Annotated in this window: 17 protein-coding genes; 8 read left to right on the top strand and 9 right to left on the bottom strand. The window is 62.8% G+C overall.

The genetic code is table 11. From position 1 onward, the window contains the following. Positions 1–222: 222 nt before the first annotated feature. Together pheT and pheS are read right to left on the bottom strand one after the other, a co-directional pair. The gene (pheT, locus tag AACH73_RS08400; protein ID WP_338734553.1) at positions 223–2,604 is read right to left on the bottom strand and encodes a phenylalanine--tRNA ligase subunit beta; all 2,382 of its coding nucleotides are present in this window, start codon (positions 2,602–2,604) and stop codon (positions 223–225) included. 54 nt (positions 2,605–2,658) lie between these two features. Then, positions 2,659–3,732 carry a phenylalanine--tRNA ligase subunit alpha gene (pheS, locus tag AACH73_RS08395; protein WP_338734552.1) on the bottom strand — a complete coding sequence of 358 codons (1,074 nt, stop codon included), beginning with the start codon at positions 3,730–3,732 and terminating at the stop codon, positions 2,659–2,661. Positions 3,733–4,186: 454 nt separating this feature from the next. On the opposite strand from pheS, the gene fumC reads away from it, so the two are divergent. Then, the gene (gene fumC, locus AACH73_RS08390; protein ID WP_272741520.1) at positions 4,187–5,581 is read left to right on the top strand and encodes a class II fumarate hydratase; all 1,395 of its coding nucleotides are present in this window, start codon (positions 4,187–4,189) and stop codon (positions 5,579–5,581) included. A 917-nt stretch (positions 5,582–6,498) separates the two neighbouring features. Further along, positions 6,499–6,834 carry a quaternary ammonium compound efflux SMR transporter SugE gene (sugE, locus tag AACH73_RS08385; RefSeq protein WP_303651422.1) on the top strand — a complete coding sequence of 112 codons (336 nt, stop codon included), beginning with the start codon at positions 6,499–6,501 and terminating at the stop codon, positions 6,832–6,834. Between the two features lie 17 nt (positions 6,835–6,851). Here the strand turns inward: sugE and AACH73_RS08380 are convergent, their stop codons facing one another. The 3 genes from AACH73_RS08380 to AACH73_RS08370 all read right to left on the bottom strand — a co-directional run bounded on the left by AACH73_RS08380 (position 6,852) and on the right by AACH73_RS08370 (position 11,434). Then, positions 6,852–8,030, bottom strand: a complete 1,179-nt coding sequence (locus AACH73_RS08380; protein WP_272741434.1) for a DUF1501 domain-containing protein — start codon at positions 8,028–8,030, stop codon at positions 6,852–6,854. Between the two features lie 93 nt (positions 8,031–8,123). Next, complete coding sequence (locus AACH73_RS08375) at positions 8,124–9,578, bottom strand: DUF1800 family protein (protein ID WP_338734551.1); 1,455 nt, start codon at positions 9,576–9,578, stop codon at positions 8,124–8,126. A gap of 167 nt (positions 9,579–9,745) precedes the next feature. Continuing rightward, on the bottom strand, positions 9,746–11,434 hold the full coding sequence (locus AACH73_RS08370; RefSeq protein ID WP_338734550.1) for a glycosyltransferase family 39 protein: 1,689 nt from the start codon (positions 11,432–11,434) through the stop codon (positions 9,746–9,748). 162 nt (positions 11,435–11,596) lie between these two features. On the opposite strand from AACH73_RS08370, the gene AACH73_RS08365 reads away from it, so the two are divergent. Beyond that, positions 11,597–12,328: a glycosyltransferase family 2 protein gene (locus AACH73_RS08365; RefSeq protein ID WP_272741431.1), complete on the top strand. Its 732-nt coding sequence runs from the start codon at positions 11,597–11,599 to the stop codon at positions 12,326–12,328. Positions 12,329–12,480: 152 nt separating this feature from the next. Beyond that, the gene (locus AACH73_RS08360) at positions 12,481–12,936 is read left to right on the top strand and encodes a hypothetical protein (protein WP_272741430.1); all 456 of its coding nucleotides are present in this window, start codon (positions 12,481–12,483) and stop codon (positions 12,934–12,936) included. Positions 12,937–13,118: 182 nt separating this feature from the next. Here the strand turns inward: AACH73_RS08360 and AACH73_RS08355 are convergent, their stop codons facing one another. Then, positions 13,119–13,373, bottom strand: coding sequence for a hypothetical protein (locus AACH73_RS08355; protein WP_272741429.1), 255 nt, complete (start codon positions 13,371–13,373; stop codon positions 13,119–13,121). A gap of 173 nt (positions 13,374–13,546) precedes the next feature. Further along, on the bottom strand, positions 13,547–14,191 hold the full coding sequence (phaR, locus tag AACH73_RS08350) for a polyhydroxyalkanoate synthesis repressor PhaR (RefSeq protein WP_272741428.1): 645 nt from the start codon (positions 14,189–14,191) through the stop codon (positions 13,547–13,549). Between the two features lie 424 nt (positions 14,192–14,615). Between phaR and AACH73_RS08345 the strand changes: the two genes are divergently transcribed. The 3 genes from AACH73_RS08345 (at position 14,616) to AACH73_RS08335 (ending at position 17,782) form a co-directional block, all read left to right on the top strand. Continuing rightward, positions 14,616–15,809, top strand: coding sequence for an acetyl-CoA C-acetyltransferase (locus tag AACH73_RS08345; RefSeq protein ID WP_272741518.1), 1,194 nt, complete (start codon positions 14,616–14,618; stop codon positions 15,807–15,809). 205 nt (positions 15,810–16,014) lie between these two features. Then, complete coding sequence (gene phbB, locus AACH73_RS08340) at positions 16,015–16,740, top strand: acetoacetyl-CoA reductase (RefSeq protein ID WP_272741427.1); 726 nt, start codon at positions 16,015–16,017, stop codon at positions 16,738–16,740. A gap of 253 nt (positions 16,741–16,993) precedes the next feature. Beyond that, the gene (locus AACH73_RS08335) at positions 16,994–17,782 is read left to right on the top strand and encodes a DUF4908 domain-containing protein (RefSeq protein WP_272741426.1); all 789 of its coding nucleotides are present in this window, start codon (positions 16,994–16,996) and stop codon (positions 17,780–17,782) included. Between the two features lie 9 nt (positions 17,783–17,791). On the opposite strand, the gene gloB is transcribed toward AACH73_RS08335, so the two are convergent. After that, positions 17,792–18,538 carry a hydroxyacylglutathione hydrolase gene (gloB, locus tag AACH73_RS08330; RefSeq protein ID WP_338734549.1) on the bottom strand — a complete coding sequence of 249 codons (747 nt, stop codon included), beginning with the start codon at positions 18,536–18,538 and terminating at the stop codon, positions 17,792–17,794. 65 nt (positions 18,539–18,603) lie between these two features. Here gloB and AACH73_RS08325 point away from each other — a divergent pair, with 65 nt between their 5' ends. Beyond that, positions 18,604–19,344 carry a methyltransferase domain-containing protein gene (locus tag AACH73_RS08325; RefSeq protein ID WP_338734548.1) on the top strand — a complete coding sequence of 247 codons (741 nt, stop codon included), beginning with the start codon at positions 18,604–18,606 and terminating at the stop codon, positions 19,342–19,344. Between the two features lie 362 nt (positions 19,345–19,706). Here AACH73_RS08325 and AACH73_RS08320 read toward each other — a convergent pair whose 3' ends face one another. Further along, a complete protein-coding gene (locus tag AACH73_RS08320; protein ID WP_338734547.1) occupies positions 19,707–21,737 on the bottom strand; it encodes a phospholipase C, phosphocholine-specific in 2,031 nt (676 codons plus the stop codon). Between the last annotated feature and the right edge of the window lie 81 nt (positions 21,738–21,818).

Here is a 21,818-nt window from a genome sequence, read left to right as displayed (position 1 = left end):
GGACATAGCCGCCAATCCGAGAAGAGGGCGGCTATACGCCTCCGAAAGAACCGGTGAGTTTCGGACGGCACCACGTCGTCTATATCATTGAGCCGAACGCCCCTGTGATCATCGCCGGGCTATTCCACGAAAGAATGGACTTACCGGCCCGTCTGGCCTTACTGACGGCAAAGCCGAGAAGATAACCCACCTCCCCATGCCTTCGGCACAGGGAGGAGATTTTTAGCTGCGCAGCACGGCTCCGGCCTTTTGGGCGGCGGCGACGATCTTTTGCGATACGGCGTCGATTTCCGGCTCGGTCAGGGTCTTGTCCGCCGGTTGCAGCGTGACCTCGACGGCCAGAGACACCTGACCCTCCGGCACGCCCTGACCCTGATAGACGTCAAAGACGCGCGCCTCGCTGATCAGGAGCTTGTCCGCGCCCCTGATGGCGCGCACCAGATCGCCGGACGCCGTACCCGCCGCCACAAGGAAGGCGAAGTCGCGCGTCAGCGGCATCAGGTTGGACAGGCTCAGCGCGCCTTTGGATTTGCCCGCCTTGGCCTTCGGCTGCGGCAGCAGGTCGAGGCGGATTTCAAAGCCGACATACGCCCCATCAAGGTCCATCGCCTTCAGCACCGACGGATGCAGTTCGCCAAATTCGGCCAGCACCGTCTTCGGCCCCAGTTGTAGGCGCGCCGAACGGCCCGGATGCCACCAGTCGCTGTTCGATCCCTGCACCAGTTGCAGCGAGGCGACCGGCACATTGAGTTCCTCAAGCAAGGCCAGCAGATCGGATTTCAGTGCAAACAGCGCGTCCTGACCGGTGGCGGCCCAGTGGCGCGCCTTGTCCGGGGCCTTCAGCGCGGCAATGACCGTCTTCTGATCATTGGGCTCAAGGCCGAAATAGACCGGCCCGATTTCAAACAGTTGAGCGCCGGGATAGCCCTTGGACGCATTGCGCCCGGCGGCTTCCAGCAGGTTCGGCAGGATGGACGGACGCATACAGTTCAGTTCCGAGGCAATCGGATTGGCCAGAACCAGTGCGTCATTACCGCCGCCGAACAGCTTGGCATAGCCTTGCGGCATAAAGGACCAGGTGACGGCCTCACTATAGCCAAAGGCCGCCAGCGCCCGGCGCGCCGTGCGGGCGCGGGCCTGCGACGGGGTCAGGACGCCGCCGTTTTTGGGGGCCACGGCGGGCAGGGGCGTCGCCGGGATGTGGTTGAAGCCGTAGATGCGCGCCACCTCTTCGACCAGATCGGCCTTGCCGTCCACGTCGCGGCGGAAGGACGGGACGCTGACGGTCCACGGCGTGGTCTTGGTGATGCCAAAGCCGAGCGCGGTAAGGATCGTCTCGACCTTCTCGTACGGCACGTCAAGGCCGGTCAGTTGCGCCACGTAGGCCGGGTCGAAGGCGACATCGGGCTTGCGCGCCGGGGCCTCGCCCGCCACGACGATTTCAGAAGCCTCTCCGCCGCACAGGTCGAGGATCAACTGAGTGGCCAGTTCCAGACCGGGCACGACAAATTCCGGATCGACGCCGCGCGCAAAGCGGTACTGCGCATCCGAGGTGATGGTGGTGGTGCGGCCCGTCTGGGCGATGCGGATGGGGTCGAACCAGGCCGATTCAAGGAAGACATCGACCGTCTCGAAATCAACGCCGGTCGAGGCCCCGCCCATGACGCCGCCCAGACCGATGACGCCCGAAGCGTCGCTGATCGTCGTCATGTCCGGCGTGACGGCGTAGGTCTTGCCATCCAGCGCCACGAAGTCAGACGTGTCGGCGGGCAGACCGGCTTCGATCACGCTGCCCGACAGCTTTTTCACATCATAGACGTGCAGCGGGCGGGCGCGGTCGAACGACAGGTAGTTGGTGATATCGACCAGCGCCGAGATGGGTTTCAAGCCGATCGAGGTCAGCTTGTCGGCAAGCCATTTGGGCGACGGGCCGTTCTTGACGCCGCGGATGACGCGCCCGGAGAACAGCGGGCAGGCGTCGCCATCGACCTTGACCGAGATCGGACAGGGGAAGGTGCCCTTGACCGGGGGGATGGGCGCGTCTTTGAAGGCCCCCAGACCCGTGGCGGCGAGGTCGCGGGCGATGCCATGCACGCCTAGCCAGTCGGGACGGTTCGGCGTCACCTCAAAGTCGATAACGGGCTCCAGCGCGAAGACGGCGCTGACCGGGGTGCCGACGGCGAGGTCGTCGGAAAGTTCCATGATGCCGTCGGAGTCTCCATCCAGCTCAAGCTCGGCGGCCGAACACATCATGCCGTTCGACACGACGCCGCGCACCGGCTTTTCGACCAGGGTGACGTCAAGGCCCGGCACATAGGCCCCGATGGGGGCATAGACGGTGGTCAGACCGGCGCGGGCATTGGGTGCGCCGCAGACGATTTCCTTGCGGCCATCGACCGTATCGACCTGAAGCACCTGAAGCTTGTCGGCATTGGGGTGGCGGGCGGCCTCAACGACCTTGGCCACCGTAAAGGGCGTCAGTTTGGCCGCCGGGTCGGTGACGTCTTCGACCTCAAGCCCGGCCGCGGTCATGGCGGCGGCGACGGCCTGAATATCGGCGTCGGTGTCGAGGTGATCTTTAAGCCAGCTAAGGGAGAATTTCATGTCTTACATTCCGGGGTCGAGGGGCCTTCCGGCCCCTCGTCTTAAATCTCTAAATCAGGAAAGGCCACTTGCCGGGTTCGGCGCGCTGAACCCGCTAAAGCCATAGTGGCTCAGCCAGCGCGTATCGGCGGCGAACATGTCGCGCAGGTCCGGCACGCCGTATTTGAGCATGGCCAGACGATCGACGCCCATACCGAAGGCAAAGCCCTGATACTCCTCCGGATCGACGCCGCAGGCCTTCAGCACATTGGGGTGCACCATGCCGGAGCCCAGAATTTCCATCCAGCGGTCGCCATCCCCGATGCGGATTTCCGCCCCGTTGCGCGAATAGCGCACGTCCATCTCCGCCGACGGCTCAGTGAAGGGGAAGTGGTGCGGGCGGAACTGCGTGATGACGGTGTCCGTCTCGAAAAAGCGCGACAGGAAGGTGTCGAACACCCATTTCAGGTGGCCCATATGCGCCGTCTTGTCGATGACGAGGCCTTCGATCTGATGGAACATCGGCGTGTGCGTCTGATCGGAGTCGCAGCGGAAGACGCGCCCCGGCACGATCAGGCGGAAGGGCGGCTTACCCGCGATCATCGAGCGGATCTGTACCGGCGAGGTATGGGTGCGCAAGAGCTTCCTCACCCCGTTTTCATCGGGGTTGAAGAAGAAGGTGTCGTGCATTTCGCGCGCCGGGTGCTTTTCCGGGAAGTTCAGCGCGGTGAAGTTATGGAAGTCGTCTTCGATGTCCGGCCCTTCGGCGACTTCAAAGCCCATCTCGGCGAAAATCGCCACCATCTCGTCCATGACCTGCATGGTCGGGTGGACGCCGCCACTGGCGCGGGGCGCGGCCGGCAGCGACAGGTCGATGCGCTCGGATTGCAGGCGGCGGCTGAGGTGCTCGGCTTCCAGCACGTCCTTGCGCGCATCGAGCGCGGCCTGAACCTGATCACGCACGGCATTGATGGCCGCGCCGGTGGCCTTGCGCTCTTCGGGGGGCAGGGCGCCCAGGGTTTTCAAAAGGCCGGAAATGCGCCCGGTCTTGCCCAGCGCCGACACGCGCACGGCGTCGAGCGCAGCAAGGTCTTGCGCGGTCAGGATTTCGGCTTCGATTTCGGCGGCCAGATCGGAATAGGTGCTCATGGTCTCACGGAGGAAAACGGATCGCCGTGTGTTTAGAGCGCAATGCGCCGTGAGTGAAGCGTTTTCTGCTCAGGCGGCGCGGGTTGGGCGGCAGGCATGAAGGTGTTGGTCTTTTCTCCTGCCTGTCGCGTAGCGCCCCGAGGCAGAGGGGGATGACTCCATCTTTATTCTGCTCTCAGGCGATTCAGGAGGAACGGATCAGGGTTCGGGGGACTGTCAGGAATTTCGTGTGTGGGCGTGCATAATGGGAGCAAAGGAGAACGGTTCCCCCCACCCCACAAAACCCCTTGCCCTTTTGGGGCAAATGTTCCACTGAAAGCCGCAGATTTTCAGGAGGGGTGCATCCATGTTCGGCTGGTTGTTCGGCAACAAAAAATCGAAGGCCAAAGCGGCTAAGACGCAAGTGTCTCAGGCCCCGGTCGTGGATGCCCCGGCAGTAACGGAGACTCCCGTCATGACCAAAGCGACACGTACCGAAACCGATACCTTCGGCCCCATCGAGGTCGATAATTCGAAATACTGGGGCGCGCAGGCGCAGCGCAGCCTCGGCAATTTCAAGATCGGCTGGGAAAAGCAGCCCCTGCCGGTGGTGCGGGCGCTGGGGATCGTCAAGCGCGCGGCGGCGGAAACCAATCAGTCTTTGGGCAAGCTGGACGCCACCATCGCCAATGCCATCATTCAGGCGGCCAACGAAGTGATTGAGGGCAAGCTGAACGACCACTTCCCGCTGGTGGTGTGGCAGACCGGTTCGGGCACGCAGTCCAACATGAACGCCAACGAAGTCATCTCCAACCGCGCCATCGAAATTCTGGGCGGTGAGATGGGCTCGAAAAAGCCGGTGCACCCCAACGACCACGTCAACATGTCGCAGTCGTCGAACGACACCTATCCGACCGCCATGCACGTGGCCTGCGCCGAGCAGATCGTGCATGACCTGCTGCCGGCGCTGAAGCACCTGCACGCTGCGCTCGATGCCAAGGCGAAGGCCTGGGCCGAGATCATCAAGATCGGCCGCACCCATACGCAGGACGCCACGCCGCTGACGCTCGGTCAGGAGTTTTCGGGCTATGCCAAGCAGGTCGAAAACGGCATTGCGCGCATTGAATCGACGTTGCCGGCGCTGATGCAACTGGCGCAGGGCGGCACGGCGGTCGGCACCGGGCTCAACGCGCCGATCGGCTTTGCCGAGGGCGTGGCCGAAGCCATTGCGCGCATCACGGGCCTTGGTTTCACCACGGCGCCGAACAAGTTTGAAGCGTTGGCGGCGCATGACGCCATGGTCTTTTCGCACGGGGCCATCAATACGGTGGCGGCGTCGCTGTTCAAGATCGCCAACGATATCCGCTTCCTCGGCTCCGGCCCGCGCGCGGGCCTGGGCGAACTGGCCCTGCCGGAAAACGAGCCGGGCTCGTCCATCATGCCGGGCAAGGTTAATCCGACCCAGTGCGAGGCGCTGACTCAGGTCTGCGTGCAGGTGTTCGGCAACCACGCCGCCCTGACCTTTGCCGGATCGCAGGGGCATTTTGAGCTGAACGTCTTTAACCCGGTGATGGCCTATAACTTCCTGCAGTCCGTGCGCCTCTTGGCCGACGCGGCTGTGAGCTTCACCGACAACTGCGTGGTGGGGATCGAGCCGCGCATCGACAATATCCGTAAGGGTGTCGAAAACTCGCTGATGCTGGTGACGGCGCTGAACGGGCGTCTGGGCTATGACGCCTGCGCCAAGATCGCCAAGACCGCGCACAAGAACGGCACGACGCTGCGCGAAGAGGCGGTCGGCGGCGGCTACCTGACCAACGAAGAGTTCGATCAGTACGTCCGCCCGGAAAACATGGTGCGTCCCGGTTAATTGGCGGGCCGGTTTCGGCAAAATACGAACGGGCGGAAGATCAGTCTTCCGCCCGTTTGTTTTTTGGTCGTTTGGTTTTGGTGTTTGGCTGTGCGGTGGGCATCAGCGCCTCCCTGTCGTTACGCGTTACTGGTCATTTAGAGTATTCGTCGGCTCAGTTGAGCCGCCTCAAGGCTCTAAATTTTTTGCTTTAGCGCGCTTTTTTATCCGAAAAGTGCGTCACACTTTTCGGCAAGCGCTTTGTCAGCATCGCTCAGATGACGAGCAGGGCGACGGTGGCGAGGGCGGCAAACGACAGGAAGAACAGGCCGGTTAATACGGTGGTCATGGGACTTATCCTTAAGCGATGGTGAGGAGCGAGATCACGCAGAAGGCGGTGATCGACAGGAAGTAGAGCGGGGTGAGGTAGCGTGTCATGTGTATATCTTTCGGTGTTTGTAAGTAATGGCTCAGATGCTGAGCAGGGCGAGGGTCAGGAAGGCGGCAAAGCTGAGGAAGGTGGCGCCGGTCAGAGAGATTTGCATGTCGATATCCTTTCGGTTTGATAAGTATTTGGTTTAAGTTTTGCTTGTGTGGGGCGGCGTTTCGTCCGCCGGTGAGGTGGGTATGCCGCAGCCCGCCGATAGTTTCAAATTAAATGAACGTCATGAACGGGATTTAATCATTTGATTTATTTAATGAATTTCGTGTAATAGCTTACAGGCCTGTAATGTGGCCAAAAGCTGAGCCCGATCAGGGCTTTATCCGGCGTGCCGCGTTTGCTATAGCGCATCTGTTCCCGACGAGACGCGCCGTACCGGGACCGGAGTCAGCGCATCCCCAAAAGTGCCACGCGGTTTTGGGGTACGGATGCGCGGTAAAAACGCCGGGCAGACAAGACGACGCTCCCTGACATTTTATTATCAAAGGCGTGCGTTATGACGACGGTCTTGCCGATGCCGTGGGTGTATCTGATTATTGCCGGGCTGCTGGAGGTGTGCTGGGCCATCGGGCTGAAATACAGCCACGGCTTTACGAAGCCTGTCCCGAGCCTGTTCACGCTGGTGACGCTGGCCGGGAGTATGTTTTTGCTGGCCAAGGCGGCGCAAAGCCTGCCCATCGGCACGGCGTATGGCGTGTGGGTGGGGATCGGGGCGCTGGGGGCGGCGATCCTCGGCATCGTGCTGTTCCACGAGACGGTAACGCCGATGCGGCTCCTGTTTCTGGGGATGCTGCTGGTGGCGATTATCGGTCTGAAGGCGACGGCGGCCTGACGTTGCGCGTGGCTCCGTCAGGCCCCCACCAACCCATCCAGCGGTTTGGCGCTCAGCGCGCCGGGGAAGACGTCGGTCTGTAACCGGCGCACATCGGCCCCCAGATGGTCGCGGGCCACGCCCATCACCACAGCGCGCAGGTCGGTGGTGGGGGCGAGGTCGCGTCCTTCGTAGAGCTGTGCGGCCTTAAGTCCCGGCCAGTCGGCGATGACGCGCCCGCCCCTGACCGCCCCACCGGCGAGGAAGGCCGTCGTCGCCTGACCGTGGTCGGAGCCCTGCGTGCCGTTAAAGCGCGCCGTGCGGCCAAATTCGGTCGCCACCAGCACCACGGTGTCGGCCCATTTCGGCCCCATGCCCTGTTCGAGTGCGGCCAGAGACTGATCGAGCCCCCCGAGAAGCTGCGTCAGGCGGCGCTGTTCGGCGGCGTGCGTGTCCCAGCCGTCAAAGGCCATGGCGGCGATGCGCGGGCCGTCGTCGCGCCCCATCAGCGCCGCTGCGCCCTTGGCCATATCGACCATGGCCCCAGCCGGGCCGCCGGTGCCGCTCATCGGGTTCATGCCCGACGCGATCTTGCCGGTGTCGATGCCTTCCTGAAGCACGGTCATCAGTGCCGGGTCGCTTTCGCCATAGAGCCGCAACAGGCGCGGGGCGAGGTCCGGATCGGCGGCTTTGAGCTGCTGCGGGGCCCAGCCGAGCAGGGGCGCTTCGCCGCGGATGACCAGCGGAGTCAGCGTGCCGACCGACAGCGACCGGGGCGCGGTGCCGATCTTTTCACCGTCCCCCAGCGACAGGATCAGGCGGTTGAGCCAGCCCGTATCGGCGTGGCCGGGGGCGTCATAGCCCGACTCCAGCACGTCCTGACCGTCGAAGTGCGAGCGATTGCGATAGGGGGTGGCCGAGGCGTGGACAATGGCCGCCTGACCCGCCCCATAAAGGCGCTTCAGATTCGGCATGGCGGGATTGAGGGCGAAAAACCCGTTGAGCGGCAGGGCGTCGCCCTCCCACGCCGGGGGGCGCAGGGCGGCGAAGTCGGGATCGCCCACCGGCGGCACGGCGGCGAGGCCATCCAGCGCGCCGCGCAGGATGATGACGACGAAGCGCGGATCACGTCCCGCGGCAAAGGCGCTCTGCGGCAGGACAGCCGAGGCAAACAGGCCGGTGGAGGCGACGAGGAAGGAGCGGCGGTCGAGAGTCATATCAAGCGCTTTCCGAAAAGTGGGACGCACTTTTCGGATTCAAAAGCGCGTCAGCAAAAATGTTAGCGCCGGTGTGGCGCAGCCATACGGGCGCTAACGCCTCATGAATTCGGGAGAGAGGAGCACGAGGGCCAGGCCCTGCGGACGGGTTTCGGCCAGAGCGACCGAGCGGCGGGTGGTCTCGGAGAGCAGGCCTTTCAGCCGCGCTTCGGCAAAGACGCGCGGATCGGTCCTTTCGGCGACGCGCTCCGATAACTGATAGGCGAGGTCGAGGCGGTTGTTCAGCCCTTCCGGGGTCGCCCAGACGCTGGCCAGATCGGAAAAACCGTTGGGGCCGGGCGGCTGCCACAGGGGCTGACCCAGCACACGCAGCGCCTGAAGGAAGCGCTGCGGCTGGATCGGCGTATCGAGCGCCCGCAGGCTGGCGATGACGTATTCCTGCGGGGTCCGCAGCTTGGCGCGCGGCGCGCTCCAGCTTTCGTCGGCCTCGATCAGGGCCGCATAGACGGCGCTGAGGTCGCCGTCAGTGTCAATGAACCGGCGGCTTAAGCGTTCGACCAGTGCCGGTGGCGGCTGATCGCTGACGAAGTGTCGCACCAGCTTGGTGGCGATGTGCTTCGCCGTTGCCGGATGGCGGGCGAGGTCTTCCAGCACGCGGATGCCCTGCTGTTCGCCGTCATCGGCATAGGTCTTACCCATGATCGTCTGCGGGCCCGGCTCGTGCGCATTGGGGTTGAAGCGGAAGCCGTCGCCCTGGCCCTCGCGGCTGAGGGTCCATCCCGTGATCACCTTGGCAAAACGGGTGACATCGGCCTGCGTGTAGCCGCCATTGACCCCCAGCGTGTGCAGTTCCAGGATTTCGCGGGCCAGATTTTCATTCAGCCCGCGCTTGCCATTGCGGTTGGCGCGGGCGTTGGGTCCGATCGAGGCGTCGTTGTCGAGATAGGCCAGCATGGCCGGATGGTGTTCAACGGCCAGCAACAGATCGCGGAAGCGGCCCGTAAGATGCGGGCGAATGGCCTCGCGCTCATAGGCCCCGGCCAGCACACGATCCGGCAGGCCCTTATCGACCGAGATGGCGAAATGGTTGGCCCAGAACATCACCAGCCGCTCATAAAAGCCGATGGGAGCGGCCCCCCAGGCCTTCAAACGTGCGGCCACCTCGGCCGAGGTAACCGCCTGCGGCAGGCGCTGATCGTCGGACGCCGCAGCCGGTTTGCCCGCCATATCGGGCGCGGCCATGGGGGCCCCGTCCATGCGCGGGGCTTCCTGAGCGGGGCTTCGGGTCTGTGCCTTGATCTCACGCTGGGCCTTGCGGGCCTGATTATAGGCGGCCAACTGCGTGAGTAACTCCGGTGTCGGCGGCAGGGCGCTGGAAAAGCCCAGATCGCGCTGCACGTCGCTAAGGGGCAGGCTGAGTTCGGGGGGCGAGGTCAGCTCCGCCATCAGCGCGCGCCGCGCATCACCTAAGGCCGCGTCGAGGCCCCGCGGTGTATTGCCCAGTCCGAAACGGCTGAACGCGATGGCGGCTTGGGTGTCCGGGCTCATGACGCCTCCTCTGTATCAAGCCTCATGCCGAAAAATGGGCACCCCTTTTCGGACGCACATGAGGCGTAAAGAAACACAGAGCGATGACGCGGCTCAACTGAGCTGACGAACGCTCTGATGTCAGAGGTGATACGCGGTGAGGCGGTGAGACCCTTCGGCCTCGGGTCTTACTTCTGTAACTGATACAGCGTGATTTTCACCGGGTCGCCGTTGGAGTAGTTATAGCCCTCGATAGTCTTCACGGCGCGTGGCTTCAGCCCGGCGGCGCTGACCGCTTTACGGAATTCGGCATCGTGGCGCGATTCGACGCAGACCGGACGGCCCTGTTGCAGGGCGGCCGCCGCCTGTTCCGGCGTGTCGGCCAGTTCGGTTTCCGTGCCCATGGCAAAGACGAAGGACGGCTCGGCAAAGCCAAGCGTGGCGACGGGACCGGGTTGCAGCCCCTGACGCGGATCGAGATCGGTTTCGACCAGCGCCGCTTCGAGATTGCGCGACATCCATAAGGGTTTGAGCTGTGACAGGGTGGCGACAAAACTCAGGTGGGCGATCACCCCGGCACCGATCAGACAGGCCAGAGCGGTGGTCATGTGCTGACGCCACAGGAACAGCGCCGCCAGACCGCCGATCAGCAGGGCGGCGGCGGCCACGATGGTGACCAGCACCGCCACGCCGGCATGGCCGAATTCCGACAGGCCATAGGCCGCAATGGCGGTGATCAGGAAGCCGCCGAACAGACCGAGGCCGGTATTCATCACCTTGGCCCAGGTCTTCAGCGGGATCGACAGGCCGAGCACAGCCAGCAGCACCAGACCGCCATAGGTCGGCAGCGGATAGTGGACCAGCTTGGTCGGGGAGGCTTCGAAGATCAGGAAGCCCGGTACGAACCAGCAGATGGCAAAGCGCACCGCCGGCTCGGCATAGCGTGACAGCGCCGTTTGCAGCGCTCCGCCCAGCAGGAAGCTCAGCGGGAAGAAGAGGATCGGCAGGGCCAGGGTGTGATAGCCCGGCCACGCGAAATGGCCCTCAGACCCCGATACCAGCTTGGGGGCGAAATCGTCGCCAATGGCCGTGCCCCAGAAGGCTCCGTCCGTGGCGATGGTGATGGCAATCGCCCACGGTCCGACGATCAGGGCGGTGATCAGAAGCCCCCAGGCCCAGCCGAGGTGTTTCAGCCAGTCGGCGGCCCCCGGTACCTTGGCTTTCAAATCCCAGCCCAGCAGCGCCAGCGCCGTCGCCGCGAACATCATCGGCCCGATCGGCCCCTTGATCAGCACCGATCCGGCAAAGGCCACCCAGAAGATCAGTTTATACTTGGTGAGCTTGGGCTTTTCGCTGAGGTCGCTGCGCTGGCGATAGGTGACGTAGATGCGCGCCAGCGCCATCAGGAACAGGGTCGTCAGGCCGCACAGCACCGCATCGGTCTTGGCGATAAAGGCTTCGGTGGACAAAAGGAAGGAGACGCCGAACAACACCCCGGCGATCAGCCCCTGCCGCCGGTCGAACAGGAACCCGGCCCCCCAGCTCATGGCAAAGGCCGCCAGCGCCGCCCCCAGCAGCGAGGGCCAGCGGTAGGAGAGGATATCGCGCGCCGCCACGTCGGATGTCAGGGCGGTGGAGGCCGCCTGAAGCCAGTGGATGCCGACCGGCTTCTTGTGCCGCGGGCGGTCCTGATAGCTGATATTGATGAAGTCCTTGGTCTCAAGCATCTGGCTGGAGGCCTGAGCGAAGCGCGATTCGTCGCGGTCGAGCGGCGGAATCAGCAGGGCGCAGGGCAGGCCGACCAGAAAGGCGATGATGGCCGCCAGAAGCGGGCCGCGCAGATCGGGGCTCAGGGGAGAGAAGGGCTTGCTCGACATAGTTCCGAAAGCTCGCAGACGCGAAATCCCGGTGCGGCGAGGCACCTGAATCTCAGGGAGGGTGTTCGGTTTACGCTTAACCGCAAACCTGATAAGACGCCAGACTCATATTACCGGCGGGCCGCTGACCGCCTGTTTCCTCCCTTAAAGAGCCGCTGCCCCATGTCTGTATCCGTGTCCGTTGTCGTCGCTGTCCACAACGAAGAGGGGGCCACTCCGCAGGTCGTTCAGGAGCTGAAAAGCGTGTTCGATGCCGGTGTGGGGGCCGGAAACTATGAGTTGGTCTTTGTCGATGACAAATCGACGGACAAGACGCCGCAGGTCCTGGAAGGACTGAAGGCCTCTGTGCCGGAGCTGCGCGTCATTCGTCACGAAAACAATGTGGGCAAGTCGGGCGGTGTGTTCACCGGCGTGCTCTATGCGCGCGGCGACATCGTGGCCATGATGGATGGCGACGGTCAGAACCCGGCCAGCGACGTGCTCAATGTGGCGCAGATCCTGCTCAGGGCCGCACCCAACGTCGGTCTGGTGGCCGGGGAACGCCGCCGCCGTCAGGACACGGCCTCCAAAAAATGGGCGTCTCGCTGGGCAAACGGCATCCGTAAGAGTCTGTTGAAGGACGGATCGAACGATACGGGCTGCGGCATCAAGGCCATACGCCGCGATCTGTTTCTGCGGCTGCCCTATTTCGACAATATGCACCGCTACATCCCGGCCTTGGTCAACCGCGAAGGCTATGATACGCTTTTTGAACCGGTCGAAGACCGGCTGCGCACGACGGGCAGCTCCAAATATACCAATTGGGGCCGCCTGAAAAACGCGCTGACCGACCTGCCGGGCGTCATGTGGCTGAACAGCCGCCGCCGTCTGCCGGGACGGACTACGGAGGTCTGAGCGCATTCCAAAAAGTGGGTACCGGTTTTTGGATTCAAATGCGCGATATATAATACCAGTACCTTTCCGGAAAAGGGGTTAACGGGATGGCTAGTCAGGAACAGCGAAACGCGGTAGTAGGTACGGCAGTCATCTCGCAAACGGGGAAGCAAATGGCGAACGCACCGGCTAAGAAGGACGAGGGTGGTTTTCTGACGGCCTTCCCGATGCTGGCCATTCCGGTTGCGGTGTACAATATCGTTGCCATGTTCCACATGTTCGGCAGCGACGCCAATTCGGCCTATAACGGCCTGACCCATGTGCTGTTTACCGTCCCCATGCCGTCAGCCGGCACGCAGTGGCTGGTTTCGATCGGTGATGTGGTGATCTTTATCGGCCTGATCATGCTGTTTTTCGAGCTTTTGAAATCAACCCGCTCGGACAGCGTGGCCATCGTCAACCACTCGCTGTCGATGATCCTGTTTATTATCTGTCTGGTCGAATTTCTGCTGCTGCGCCCGTTCGGCACCTCGACCTTTTTCCTGCTGACCACCATGACGCTGCTCGATGTGCTGGCCGGCTTTATCGTGACCATCATCACCGCCCGCCGCGATCTGGAGTTCGGCTGAGCCGGGGCACGGCCCTGCATCTGATCGTGGATACGGCTTACGTGAACAGCGTGAAGATGGTGGCGACCAGCAGGACGTCGAAGGTCTTGATCAGGATCGGCATGAAGGTTTGCATGGAGCGCTCCGCAACAGATGCGGGGTGCGCTGCAAAAGCCGTGCCGCAGGCTTAACGGCGCTTAACCTTATATCTTTTCCTGCTTGACGCGACCCGGTGCCGGGCGACGGTCGTTGGGCCCGGAATATTCGGACGCCAGATAGGTCTTTTTTGCCCGCCCCAGCGTCTCCGGCCCACCGCGCAGACCGCGCTTTTCGCCGCCGCCCAGCACCTGCGCCGCATAGTCCACATTCTCATAGGCCTTGTTGACCCGGCGTGCGGACGAGGGCTCATGGTCCACGGCGGGACCGGCAGGCACAGGAAGGTTGGGCTTTTTCGTCATTCTGTCGGCAAAAGAAAAAGGGCGGAAATTAGAGCGAAATGGCTTTAAGTTGAATCGCCATTTCGCTCTAAATATTTGCTTTGTCGCGATGTTTTTGCGGAAAACCGCTCACACTTTTCCGCACATCGCTCTAAATTCCCGCCCAATCTACACTCATAGTCTTAAAACAGAGTCTATTTGCGCGTCGCCAGCTGGTCGATCTGTGCCTTCATGGCCTCGATCTGCTGACGCAGTTCATTGACCTGATCGCTGTCGCGCGCCGGGGCTGCGGGGGTAGGAGCCGCGGGCTCAGCCGCTGGCGCTGCACCCGCCGGGGTACCGGGAGCCGCGCCCGGGGCTGCAAACGAGAAGGGCGAGAACATGCGCATGGCGCGGTCGAACATGGCCAGGTTCTGCGCCACCTGCTCGTCGAAATAGCCGAGGCCCGGCGCGCCGCCAAAGGCCTGCGAAAACTGCGAGCGGAAACGTTCCTGCTGCTTGGCAAAGCCATCCAGCGACATTTCCAGATAGGTGGGAAGAAGGTTCTGCATTGAATCGCCATAAAAGGAGATCAGCTGACGCAGGAACTGGATCGGCAGCAGGTTCTGCCCGCGGCTTTCTTCTTCGAAGATGATCTGGGCCAGCACGCCACGGGTAATGTCATCGCCGGTCTTGGCGTCATAGACCACGAAGTCGATATTCTGACGCACCATGTCCGACAGATTGTCCAGCGTCACATAGGAGCTGGTGGCGGTATTATACAGACGGCGGTTGGCGTACTTCTTGATGACGACGCGTTCCTGATCGCCGCGTTTCGCCTTCGTCTTGGTTTCGGTCATGCCTTGGTTCCTGACTCCCCCTGCACGGGTCCTGTGTGATGGCGTCTTCGCACTTCATATTGCGCAACATGACCGTGGCGCAGCCGCGAAAAGCGAAGACCTCTTCCGCCGCTTTTTGTGCTTATGCGGAAGACCTGCGCGTACTAAATGGCTATTCCCTCTGTTGTTCAAGGGGTCTGCGGCGATAAAGCGCGTGTGCGCGTGCAAAATACGGTAAATCCGGCGTGATGGTTGTGCACATGCGAAAAATTTGCGCTCAAAATCACGTGTTTGGAGACTTTTGCACATATTTTGTGTCGTGACACCGTCACGCCTTTGGGGCAGGGTCCGAACCGTCAACTCGCCGGATACGCGCGCAAATGAGCGGTTGCAGGGAAACGTCCGGTGTCATTTTCAAAAGGGAATTTTCATGTCGGTAAGCTCTGTGTCTGACGTGGTGATCGTGGCTGCGGCCCGTACACCGGTCGGTTCGTTCCTGGGTGGTCTCGCCTCTTTGTCGGGGGCGGAACTGGGGGCCCATGTGATCAAGGCCGCGCTGGAGCGCTCGGGCCTCAAGGCAGAAGAAATCGACGAAGTGATTCTGGGTCAGGTGCTGACGGCCGCGCAGGGGCAGGGCCCGGCGCGTCAGGCGGCGATCAAGGGCGGCCTGCCCCACACCACCCCCGCCTGGGGCATCAACCAGATCTGCGGCTCGGGCCTGCGCGCCGTGGCTCTGGCCGCGCAGCAGATCGCATTGGGCGACGCCAGGATTGTCATCGCCGGGGGTCAGGAAAGCATGTCGCAGGCCAACCACGCGGCCTTCCTGCGCAATGGTCAGAAGTTCGGCGACATATCGTTTGCCGACACCATGATCAAGGACGGCCTGTGGGACGCCTTCAACAACTATCACATGGGTCAGACGGCCGAAAACATCGCCGCCAAGTGGGAGATCACCCGTCTGGCGCAGGACGAATTTGCCGTCGCCTCGCAGAACAAGGCCGAAGCCGCCCAGAAGGCCGGCAAGTTTGACGCCGAAATCGCTCCGGTGACCATCAAGGGGCGCAAGGGCGACACGGTCGTCGATAAGGATGAATTCATCCGCCACGGCGCGACGCTCGACAGCGTGGCCGGTCTGAAGCCCGCTTTCCTGAAGGACGGTACGGTGACGGCGGCCAATGCGTCGGGCCTCAATGACGGGGCGGCGGCGCTCATCCTGATGTCGGCTGACGAAGCCGCGGCGCGCGGCCTGAAACCGCTGGCGCGCATCAAGTCGTGGGCCACGGCGGGTGTCGATCCGGCCATCATGGGCACGGGCCCGATCCCGGCCTCGAAAAAGGCGCTGGAAAAAGCGGGCTGGAGCGTCGCCGATCTCGACCTCGTCGAATCGAACGAAGCCTTTGCCGCTCAGGCCCTGTGCGTCGTCAAGGAACTGGGTCTCGACACCTCGAAGGTCAATGTCAATGGCGGCGCTATCGCCATCGGCCACCCGATCGGGGCGTCGGGCGCGCGCATCCTGACCACGCTGATCTTTGAACTGAACCGCCGCGCCGCCGAGGCGGGCAAGCCGCTGAAAGGCCTTGCCACCCTGTGCATCGGCGGGGGGATGGGCGTCGCCCTGACCGTCGAGACCATCGGGTAAGCCCCCCTGACGGGCTGCAAATAATCATCTTCCTGCAAGCCGGTGCTCACGTACTTCAGGTGTTGGTTGTGCTAACGCTTCGCTTTTTGAGCACAGCACGCGCGCCGGTTCTCGGAAGCTAATCATTTTGGCATTAGCCGAATTCACATTTCGCCGCGTCATGGCGGCTTACGCGCAAGCGGAATGACTAAAGGGATAAAAAAATATGAGCAGAGTTGCATTGGTTACGGGCGGAACGCGCGGTATCGGCAAGGCGATTGCCAAGCGCCTCAAGGACGCAGGCTTCAAGGTGGCTGCCGGTTACGCCGGCAATGAGGAAAACGCCAAGCGCGTGGCGGAAGAGCTGGGCGTCTTCGTGGTCAAGGGGTCGGTGGCCGACTTTGCCGACTGTCAGCGCGCCGTGGCCGAGGTTGAGGCCGCTCTGGGCCCCGTCGAAGTGCTGGTCAATAATGCGGGCATCACCCGCGACGGCTTCTTCCACAAGATGAGCCAGCAGCAGTGGCAAGAGGTCATCCACACCAACCTCGACTCGATGTTCAACATGACCCGTCCGGTCATCGAAGGCATGCGTGAGCGGGGCTATGGCCGTATCATCAATATCTCTTCGATCAACGGTCAGAAGGGTCAGGCCGGTCAGGCCAACTATTCGACGGCCAAGGCGGGCGTGATCGGCTTCACCAAGGCGCTGGCGCTCGAATCGGCGGCCAAGGGCATCACAGTCAACTGCGTGGCCCCCGGCTATACCTCGACCGAAATGGTCTCGGCCATTGCCCCGGCAGTGCTGGAAAAGATCGTCTCGGGCATCCCGGTCGGCCGTCTGGGCACGCCGGAAGAAGTGGCCGAAATCGTCGCCTTCCTGGCGTCGGATATGGGCAGCTTCATCACCGGTGCCACCATCGCGGTCAATGGTGGTCAGCATATGGCCAGCTAAGCCTTATGCAGGCTGTGCCGCCTATGGGCTGAGAACGTGTCCCTCGCCATCTCGATGGCGGGGGATTTTTCATACCTTATACCGTTGTGGCTTGTGTGTTTGAGAGCGGTTATCATTCGCGCGCGGCTTTGTGACAAAAATGCCGCAATCGCTTGTGATTCAACGGTTAGCGCCCCGGAGACACCGCGCTGCGGTCCTAATTCCGCCTATTTCCGTGCGTAGTTTGTGAGCAATGACACAGGCTCAGTTCACATTGCGTTCTCTCAGGCCCCAATCGCTCTGCCGGGGGCTTTGCCTTCTGATTCTCGCCCTGTGCCTGCCGTTTGCCAGCATGGCGCAGGCGCAGGCCGAACGCACCTTGCGCGACTCGCTGATCGGGCGGGCGACGCCCAATGACGGGCGCACCAATGCGCCGCCCACCGTGGCGCGCTTTACGACCGATCGCGGGGCCAGCTTCGTGCTCGACCGCAGCCGCCGCAACCCGCTGATCCAGTTCGATGGCGACAGCGAAGTGTGGGCCCTGACGCCGACGCCCGGTCCGATGGGCGACATCATCTTCAAGAACGATCTGGGCGAACCGGTGCTGAAGGCGACGCGCTGGGGCGGTATGATCCTGTTTTCCAAGGACCGCCCGACGGGCGATCCGGTGGCCGTGGCTGGCCGGGCCGAGGCCTTTGAGCCGGGCCATATGTCACCGTCGCAACTGTTTCAGCATCTGGTGCGGACCTCAAAACGCGCCTCGGCGGCCCTGAGCCGTCTGGTGCGCTTCGAAGCGGACGTCCAGACACCGGGGGCGGACTATCTGTTTGCCGATGCCGCAACCGTCACCGCCGACGCCATGGTCGAAATGTCGGGCACGGCCAGGGGACGCAAACTTCTGGCCCCCGTGCAGGAGGTCAAGCTGATCGAAGGCCGCCCGCCCAGCGCCTGGGTCGAAGGCGATACGCTGATGCTCAAGCTGGACCTCAGCAAGGGCTGGGGCGGCCGCCCGTCGTCCAAGCGCGTGATCAAGGTGCTGGCCAGCGGCGGCAATGCACCGTAGGGGTGCTGATCAGAACCGGTCCTTGGCCGCTCTGATTTCGCCAAACTTCGCGGCCTGAGCGGCAAAGCCGGCTTCTTTCAGCGGATAGACCACAAACGGATTGGTGGCGATTTCATCGGCCAGACGCATGGGCACGGTGGGTTCGCCTTGCGCCCGGCGGGCGCGAATGTCTGCACCGCGCGCTTCCAATGCCGGGAACGGTCCCAAGCTCTCAGCAAATTTCAGGTTCGACAGGGTATATTCGTGCGCGCAGTAGAGCGTCGTCTGCGGATCGAGCGCCAGCAGCCGTTGCAGGCTGCCCCACATGTCTTCGGCGCTGCCCTCGAACAAACGCCCGCAGCCCAGCGCAAACAGGGTATCCCCGACAAAGGCCACCTTTTCCGACGCTGCCGCATAACCGATATGGCCCAGCGTATGCCCCTTGAGGTCCAGCACGTCGAACACGGTCTGCCCCAGTGCGAAGCGGTCACCGCCGCTTAAAACCTGATCGAGCGGCGCGGCGCGGCGCACCTCTTCGGGACCGTAGATCAGACAGCCATAGCGGTCTTTCAGCGCCGCATTGCCGCCCGTATGGTCCGGGTGCCAGTGGGTATTGAGGATATAGTCAAGCCCCCAGCCCTGCGCCGTCAGCGCCGCGGTAACGGCCTCGGCATCCGGCGTGTCGATGCAGGCGACCTGACCCGACGCCTGATCGCGGACCACAAAGCCGTAATTGTCATTGAGCGCCGGAAACTGATGAATTTGCAGGGCCGACATGGCAAAATCCTCCCTCAACCGGGCAAAGCGTCCTATATATAGGTTCTGATCCCTGAGGACCCATCTTGCGCCGCATCGTTTCCGAACTGAGCCGTTTCTATGCCACGCCCGAAGGCGCGGTGACAAGACGCATGGTGGCCCAGAAGCTGGCCGAAGCCTGGCCCGATGTGGCGGGGTCTGACGTGCTGGGGCTGGGCTATACCACCCCCTATCTCGATGCGTTCAACGGCACGGCGCGGCGTGTAATCGCCGCCATGCCGGCGGCGCAGGGGGCCGAAATCTGGCCCGAAGGCCTCAAAAGCCGCTCGGTGCTGGTCGATGAGCAGCACATGCCGTTTCCCTCGGCCCTGTTCGACCGGATTTTTCTGATGCACGCGCTGGAGGAAGCCTCAAACCCCGAAGCCCTGCTGGTCGAGGCCTCGCGCTGCCTGACCACCAACGGTCGGCTGATTCTGGCCGTGGTGGCGCGCGGTGGTCTGTGGACCCACGCGGAAAAGACGCCGTTCGGTCATGGACAGCCCTTTTCGCGCACGCAGCTCGAAACCCTGCTGCGGGCGGCGGAGCTGGAGCCGATCGCCTGGTCCTATGCCCTCTATGTGCCGCCGTTGCGCTCGCTGCTGCGCTGGGCCCAGACCTTTGAGGAGTGGGCCCCGCGGGTGTGGCCCTATCGCGGCGGGATGATCCTGATGGAGGCCGGCAAGCGGGTGATCCGCGCACCGGTGCGCGGCACAGCGGTGTCGGTCATTGACGACATCCGCGACAAGCTGGGTGTACCGCTGCCGCAACCGACCCCGCAAGGGCATTAGGTCTCAATACAGGCCGGGGAGGGGAAATGGTATACGGACGGGCTTTGGTTGATAGGTATTTTGCGAGGGTGATGAGCGATATTTTCTCATCATCTCTGTTCTCGCTACACACCCGTTGCTTTTATCTGTGGTCTCATCCGCAAGCGGCTACACAGGCAGTCTTTGCACATTAAGCGTCCCCTCCCGCCGAAGCTAACCCGCATTTGGTGTGCGTTCTCTTCCCTATGCCGAAGGCTTGGGTATAGCCTCAGCAAAAGTATATTTTTCGGCCGCGATGGCTGAACGCAGCGAAACGGGATGTCGCCGAGCGATCACAGGCCACAGGCTTTTGGGGACTATGGCGTAGCCCCCACTTCATCACTTCAGACCGTCAGCTTCGCCGCGCCGAAGGCCGCCGGGTCGGACAGGGACGGCTTGCCGTCTTCGACATGGCCGGCCAGACGTAGGCGGTATCCCTCAGCGGTCAGGCTGAAATCGTACCAGCCGTGGCTGGCGGCCACATCGAAGCGCAGCGGCTGCCTTTCACCGGGGGCGAGGCTCAGGTTTTGCGCGGCCTGTCCATAGGCTTCGTCGCGCCACATCAGGCTCAGGGGCTTGTCGGAAGCATTGCTGACTTCAAACCCTTGCGGTCCGCGTTCACAGCCGAACAAGATGGTTGCGCCCTCGAACCGGCGGTGGAAGCCATTGGGGCCATTGACCCACAGCTTCACGGCCCCGGCGGGCAGCCTGTGCGTCTGACGGTTGCTGACCGTATACCGATAGGGGATAGCATCGCGCGCATTCAGGTCATAGAGGTGAAACACCGCTGAACGCTTGTCAGTGCCATTGTTGAGCATGACCAGTTCGCCGTCGCGGTTCAGACCGCATTGCAATTCATAAGGTGTCGCGCGGCGGGGGCGCAGGCCCTGTTCCTGCACCGGAGCGGTGAGGGCGTCGGGCGTTTTGGGGGTCGTCTTACTCCCCAGCTTGCGCGCCTGTTCGGCGCGGTCGGCGGTTTTGGGCAGGTGGGCAAAGAAGGGCTGATCGTTCGGCGTTTTGAAATCAAAGCACGAGGTCAGGTCGCCGCACACGGCGCGACGCCACGCCGATATGTTCGGCTCCTGAACGCCGAAGCGCGTTTCAAGGAAGCGGATGACCGAGGTATGATCGAACACTTCCGAAGCCACGTAACCGCCCTTCGACCACGGCGAAATGACGTACATCGGCACGCGCGGGCCCAAGCCATAGGGACGGTTTTTCAGCGCGTCGTCTCCTTGGTGATATTCGCGCTCCGCCCCTTCGGCATAGCCCAGCGGCTGTCCATTGGCATCCAGAGACGGCGGGGCGGGCGGCGGCACGTGGTCGAAATAGCCGTCATTCTCATCGAAATTGATCAAGAGGACGGTCTTCGCCCATATCTCCGGATTGGCGGTCAGGGCATCGAGCACCTGCGCCGTATAGTCGGCCCCCTGCGCCGGCGAGGAGGTCGAGGGGTGCTCGGAGCCTTCGGCCGTGCCGATGATCCACGACACCTGCGGCAGCTTGCCGGTCAGCACGTCTTCTTTGAGCTTATCGAGGTCGCGCGTGCGGATCGAACGCTCGGCAAGGTCCGCGAGCTTTCCGGAGGTGGCTTTATCGGCAGCCCGGTAGGTCTTGAAGCCGACCAGCGGGTTGTCGGTGAAATTGTCCTTCATGTTCTGATACAGGCGCCAGTCGATGCCCGCCGCACTCAGACGCTCCGGATAGGTGGTCCAGTCATAGCCGCCGTGGCCCTTCGGATCGGCGTCCATCTCGTCATAATCATTGACGATGACCGGGCCGTTGGGGCCGACATTGGTGCCCGTCCAGTGGACCACGCGGTTGGGATTGGTACCGGCGTGCATGGCGCAGAAATAGGCGTCGCATAGGGTGAAGGCTTCGGCCAGAGCGTACTGGAACGGCAGATCGGCGCGTTCGAAATGCGCCATCGCGTGATTGTGCTTGGACTTCGGCCAGTTGGTCAGACGCCCTTCGTCCCAGGCGGCCTGCGCGTCCTTGAAGCTGTGCGGCGTGCCTTCGACGCGCATCAGGCGGAAGTCTTTGGTGGTGTTGAGCGCAAACGGCGCGATCAGGCGGGTGGGGTCGTCCTCACGCGGCTGGGCGAAGACGGTGCGGTTAGCGTGGGTGGGCGTCGCCGGGGCCGGGATGACGAAGCGATCGCCAAAGCCCTGCACACCGTTCATCGTGCCGAAATAGTGGTCGAAGCTGCGGTTTTCCTGCATCAGGATGACGACGTGTTCGACGTCCCTGATCGTTCCGGTGCGGATGTGGGCGGGGATGTCCAGCGCGCGGGCAATGGCGGGGGGCAGGCTGCCCAGCGACGCCGCCAGAGCGCTGCTGAGGGTGGTGCGAAGAAAGGTGCGGCGGCTGGTCATAAGGCGGCTCCGATAGCTGAGCCTACGCAATAACGCGCCCGCATGACAGTTTTGTTGTCATCCGCATCTGAGGTGTGGTTG

This window comes from Asticcacaulis sp. DW145, assembly GCF_037101385.1.
GTDB classification, from domain to species: Bacteria; Pseudomonadota; Alphaproteobacteria; order Caulobacterales; family Caulobacteraceae; genus Asticcacaulis; species Asticcacaulis currens.
Note: the sequence above shows the minus strand (reverse complement) of the source record. Positions and strands in the feature narration are given on the sequence as shown.

Bases quoted from the DNA above. Each gene is read 5' to 3' on its own strand.
- fumC (WP_272741520.1), top strand. From the start codon at position 4,187: ATGACCAAAGCGACACGTACCGAAACCGATACCTTCGGCCCCATCGAG.
- AACH73_RS08355 (WP_272741429.1), bottom strand. From the start codon at position 13,373: ATGACGAAAAAGCCCAACCTTCCTGTGCCTGCCGGTCCCGCCGTGGAC.
- pheS (WP_338734552.1), bottom strand. From the start codon at position 3,732: ATGAGCACCTATTCCGATCTGGCCGCCGAAATCGAAGCCGAAATCCTG.
- AACH73_RS08360 (WP_272741430.1), top strand. From the start codon at position 12,481: ATGGCGAACGCACCGGCTAAGAAGGACGAGGGTGGTTTTCTGACGGCC.
- phaR (WP_272741428.1), bottom strand. From the start codon at position 14,191: ATGACCGAAACCAAGACGAAGGCGAAACGCGGCGATCAGGAACGCGTC.
- gloB (WP_338734549.1), bottom strand. From the start codon at position 18,538: ATGTCGGCCCTGCAAATTCATCAGTTTCCGGCGCTCAATGACAATTAC.
- AACH73_RS08375 (WP_338734551.1), bottom strand. From the start codon at position 9,578: ATGAGCCCGGACACCCAAGCCGCCATCGCGTTCAGCCGTTTCGGACTG.
- AACH73_RS08370 (WP_338734550.1), bottom strand. From the start codon at position 11,434: ATGTCGAGCAAGCCCTTCTCTCCCCTGAGCCCCGATCTGCGCGGCCCG.
- sugE (WP_303651422.1), top strand. From the start codon at position 6,499: ATGACGACGGTCTTGCCGATGCCGTGGGTGTATCTGATTATTGCCGGG.
- phbB (WP_272741427.1), top strand. From the start codon at position 16,015: ATGAGCAGAGTTGCATTGGTTACGGGCGGAACGCGCGGTATCGGCAAG.
- pheT (WP_338734553.1), bottom strand. From the start codon at position 2,604: ATGAAATTCTCCCTTAGCTGGCTTAAAGATCACCTCGACACCGACGCC.
- AACH73_RS08365 (WP_272741431.1), top strand. From the start codon at position 11,597: ATGTCTGTATCCGTGTCCGTTGTCGTCGCTGTCCACAACGAAGAGGGG.
- AACH73_RS08320 (WP_338734547.1), bottom strand. From the start codon at position 21,737: ATGACCAGCCGCCGCACCTTTCTTCGCACCACCCTCAGCAGCGCTCTG.
- AACH73_RS08380 (WP_272741434.1), bottom strand. From the start codon at position 8,030: ATGACTCTCGACCGCCGCTCCTTCCTCGTCGCCTCCACCGGCCTGTTT.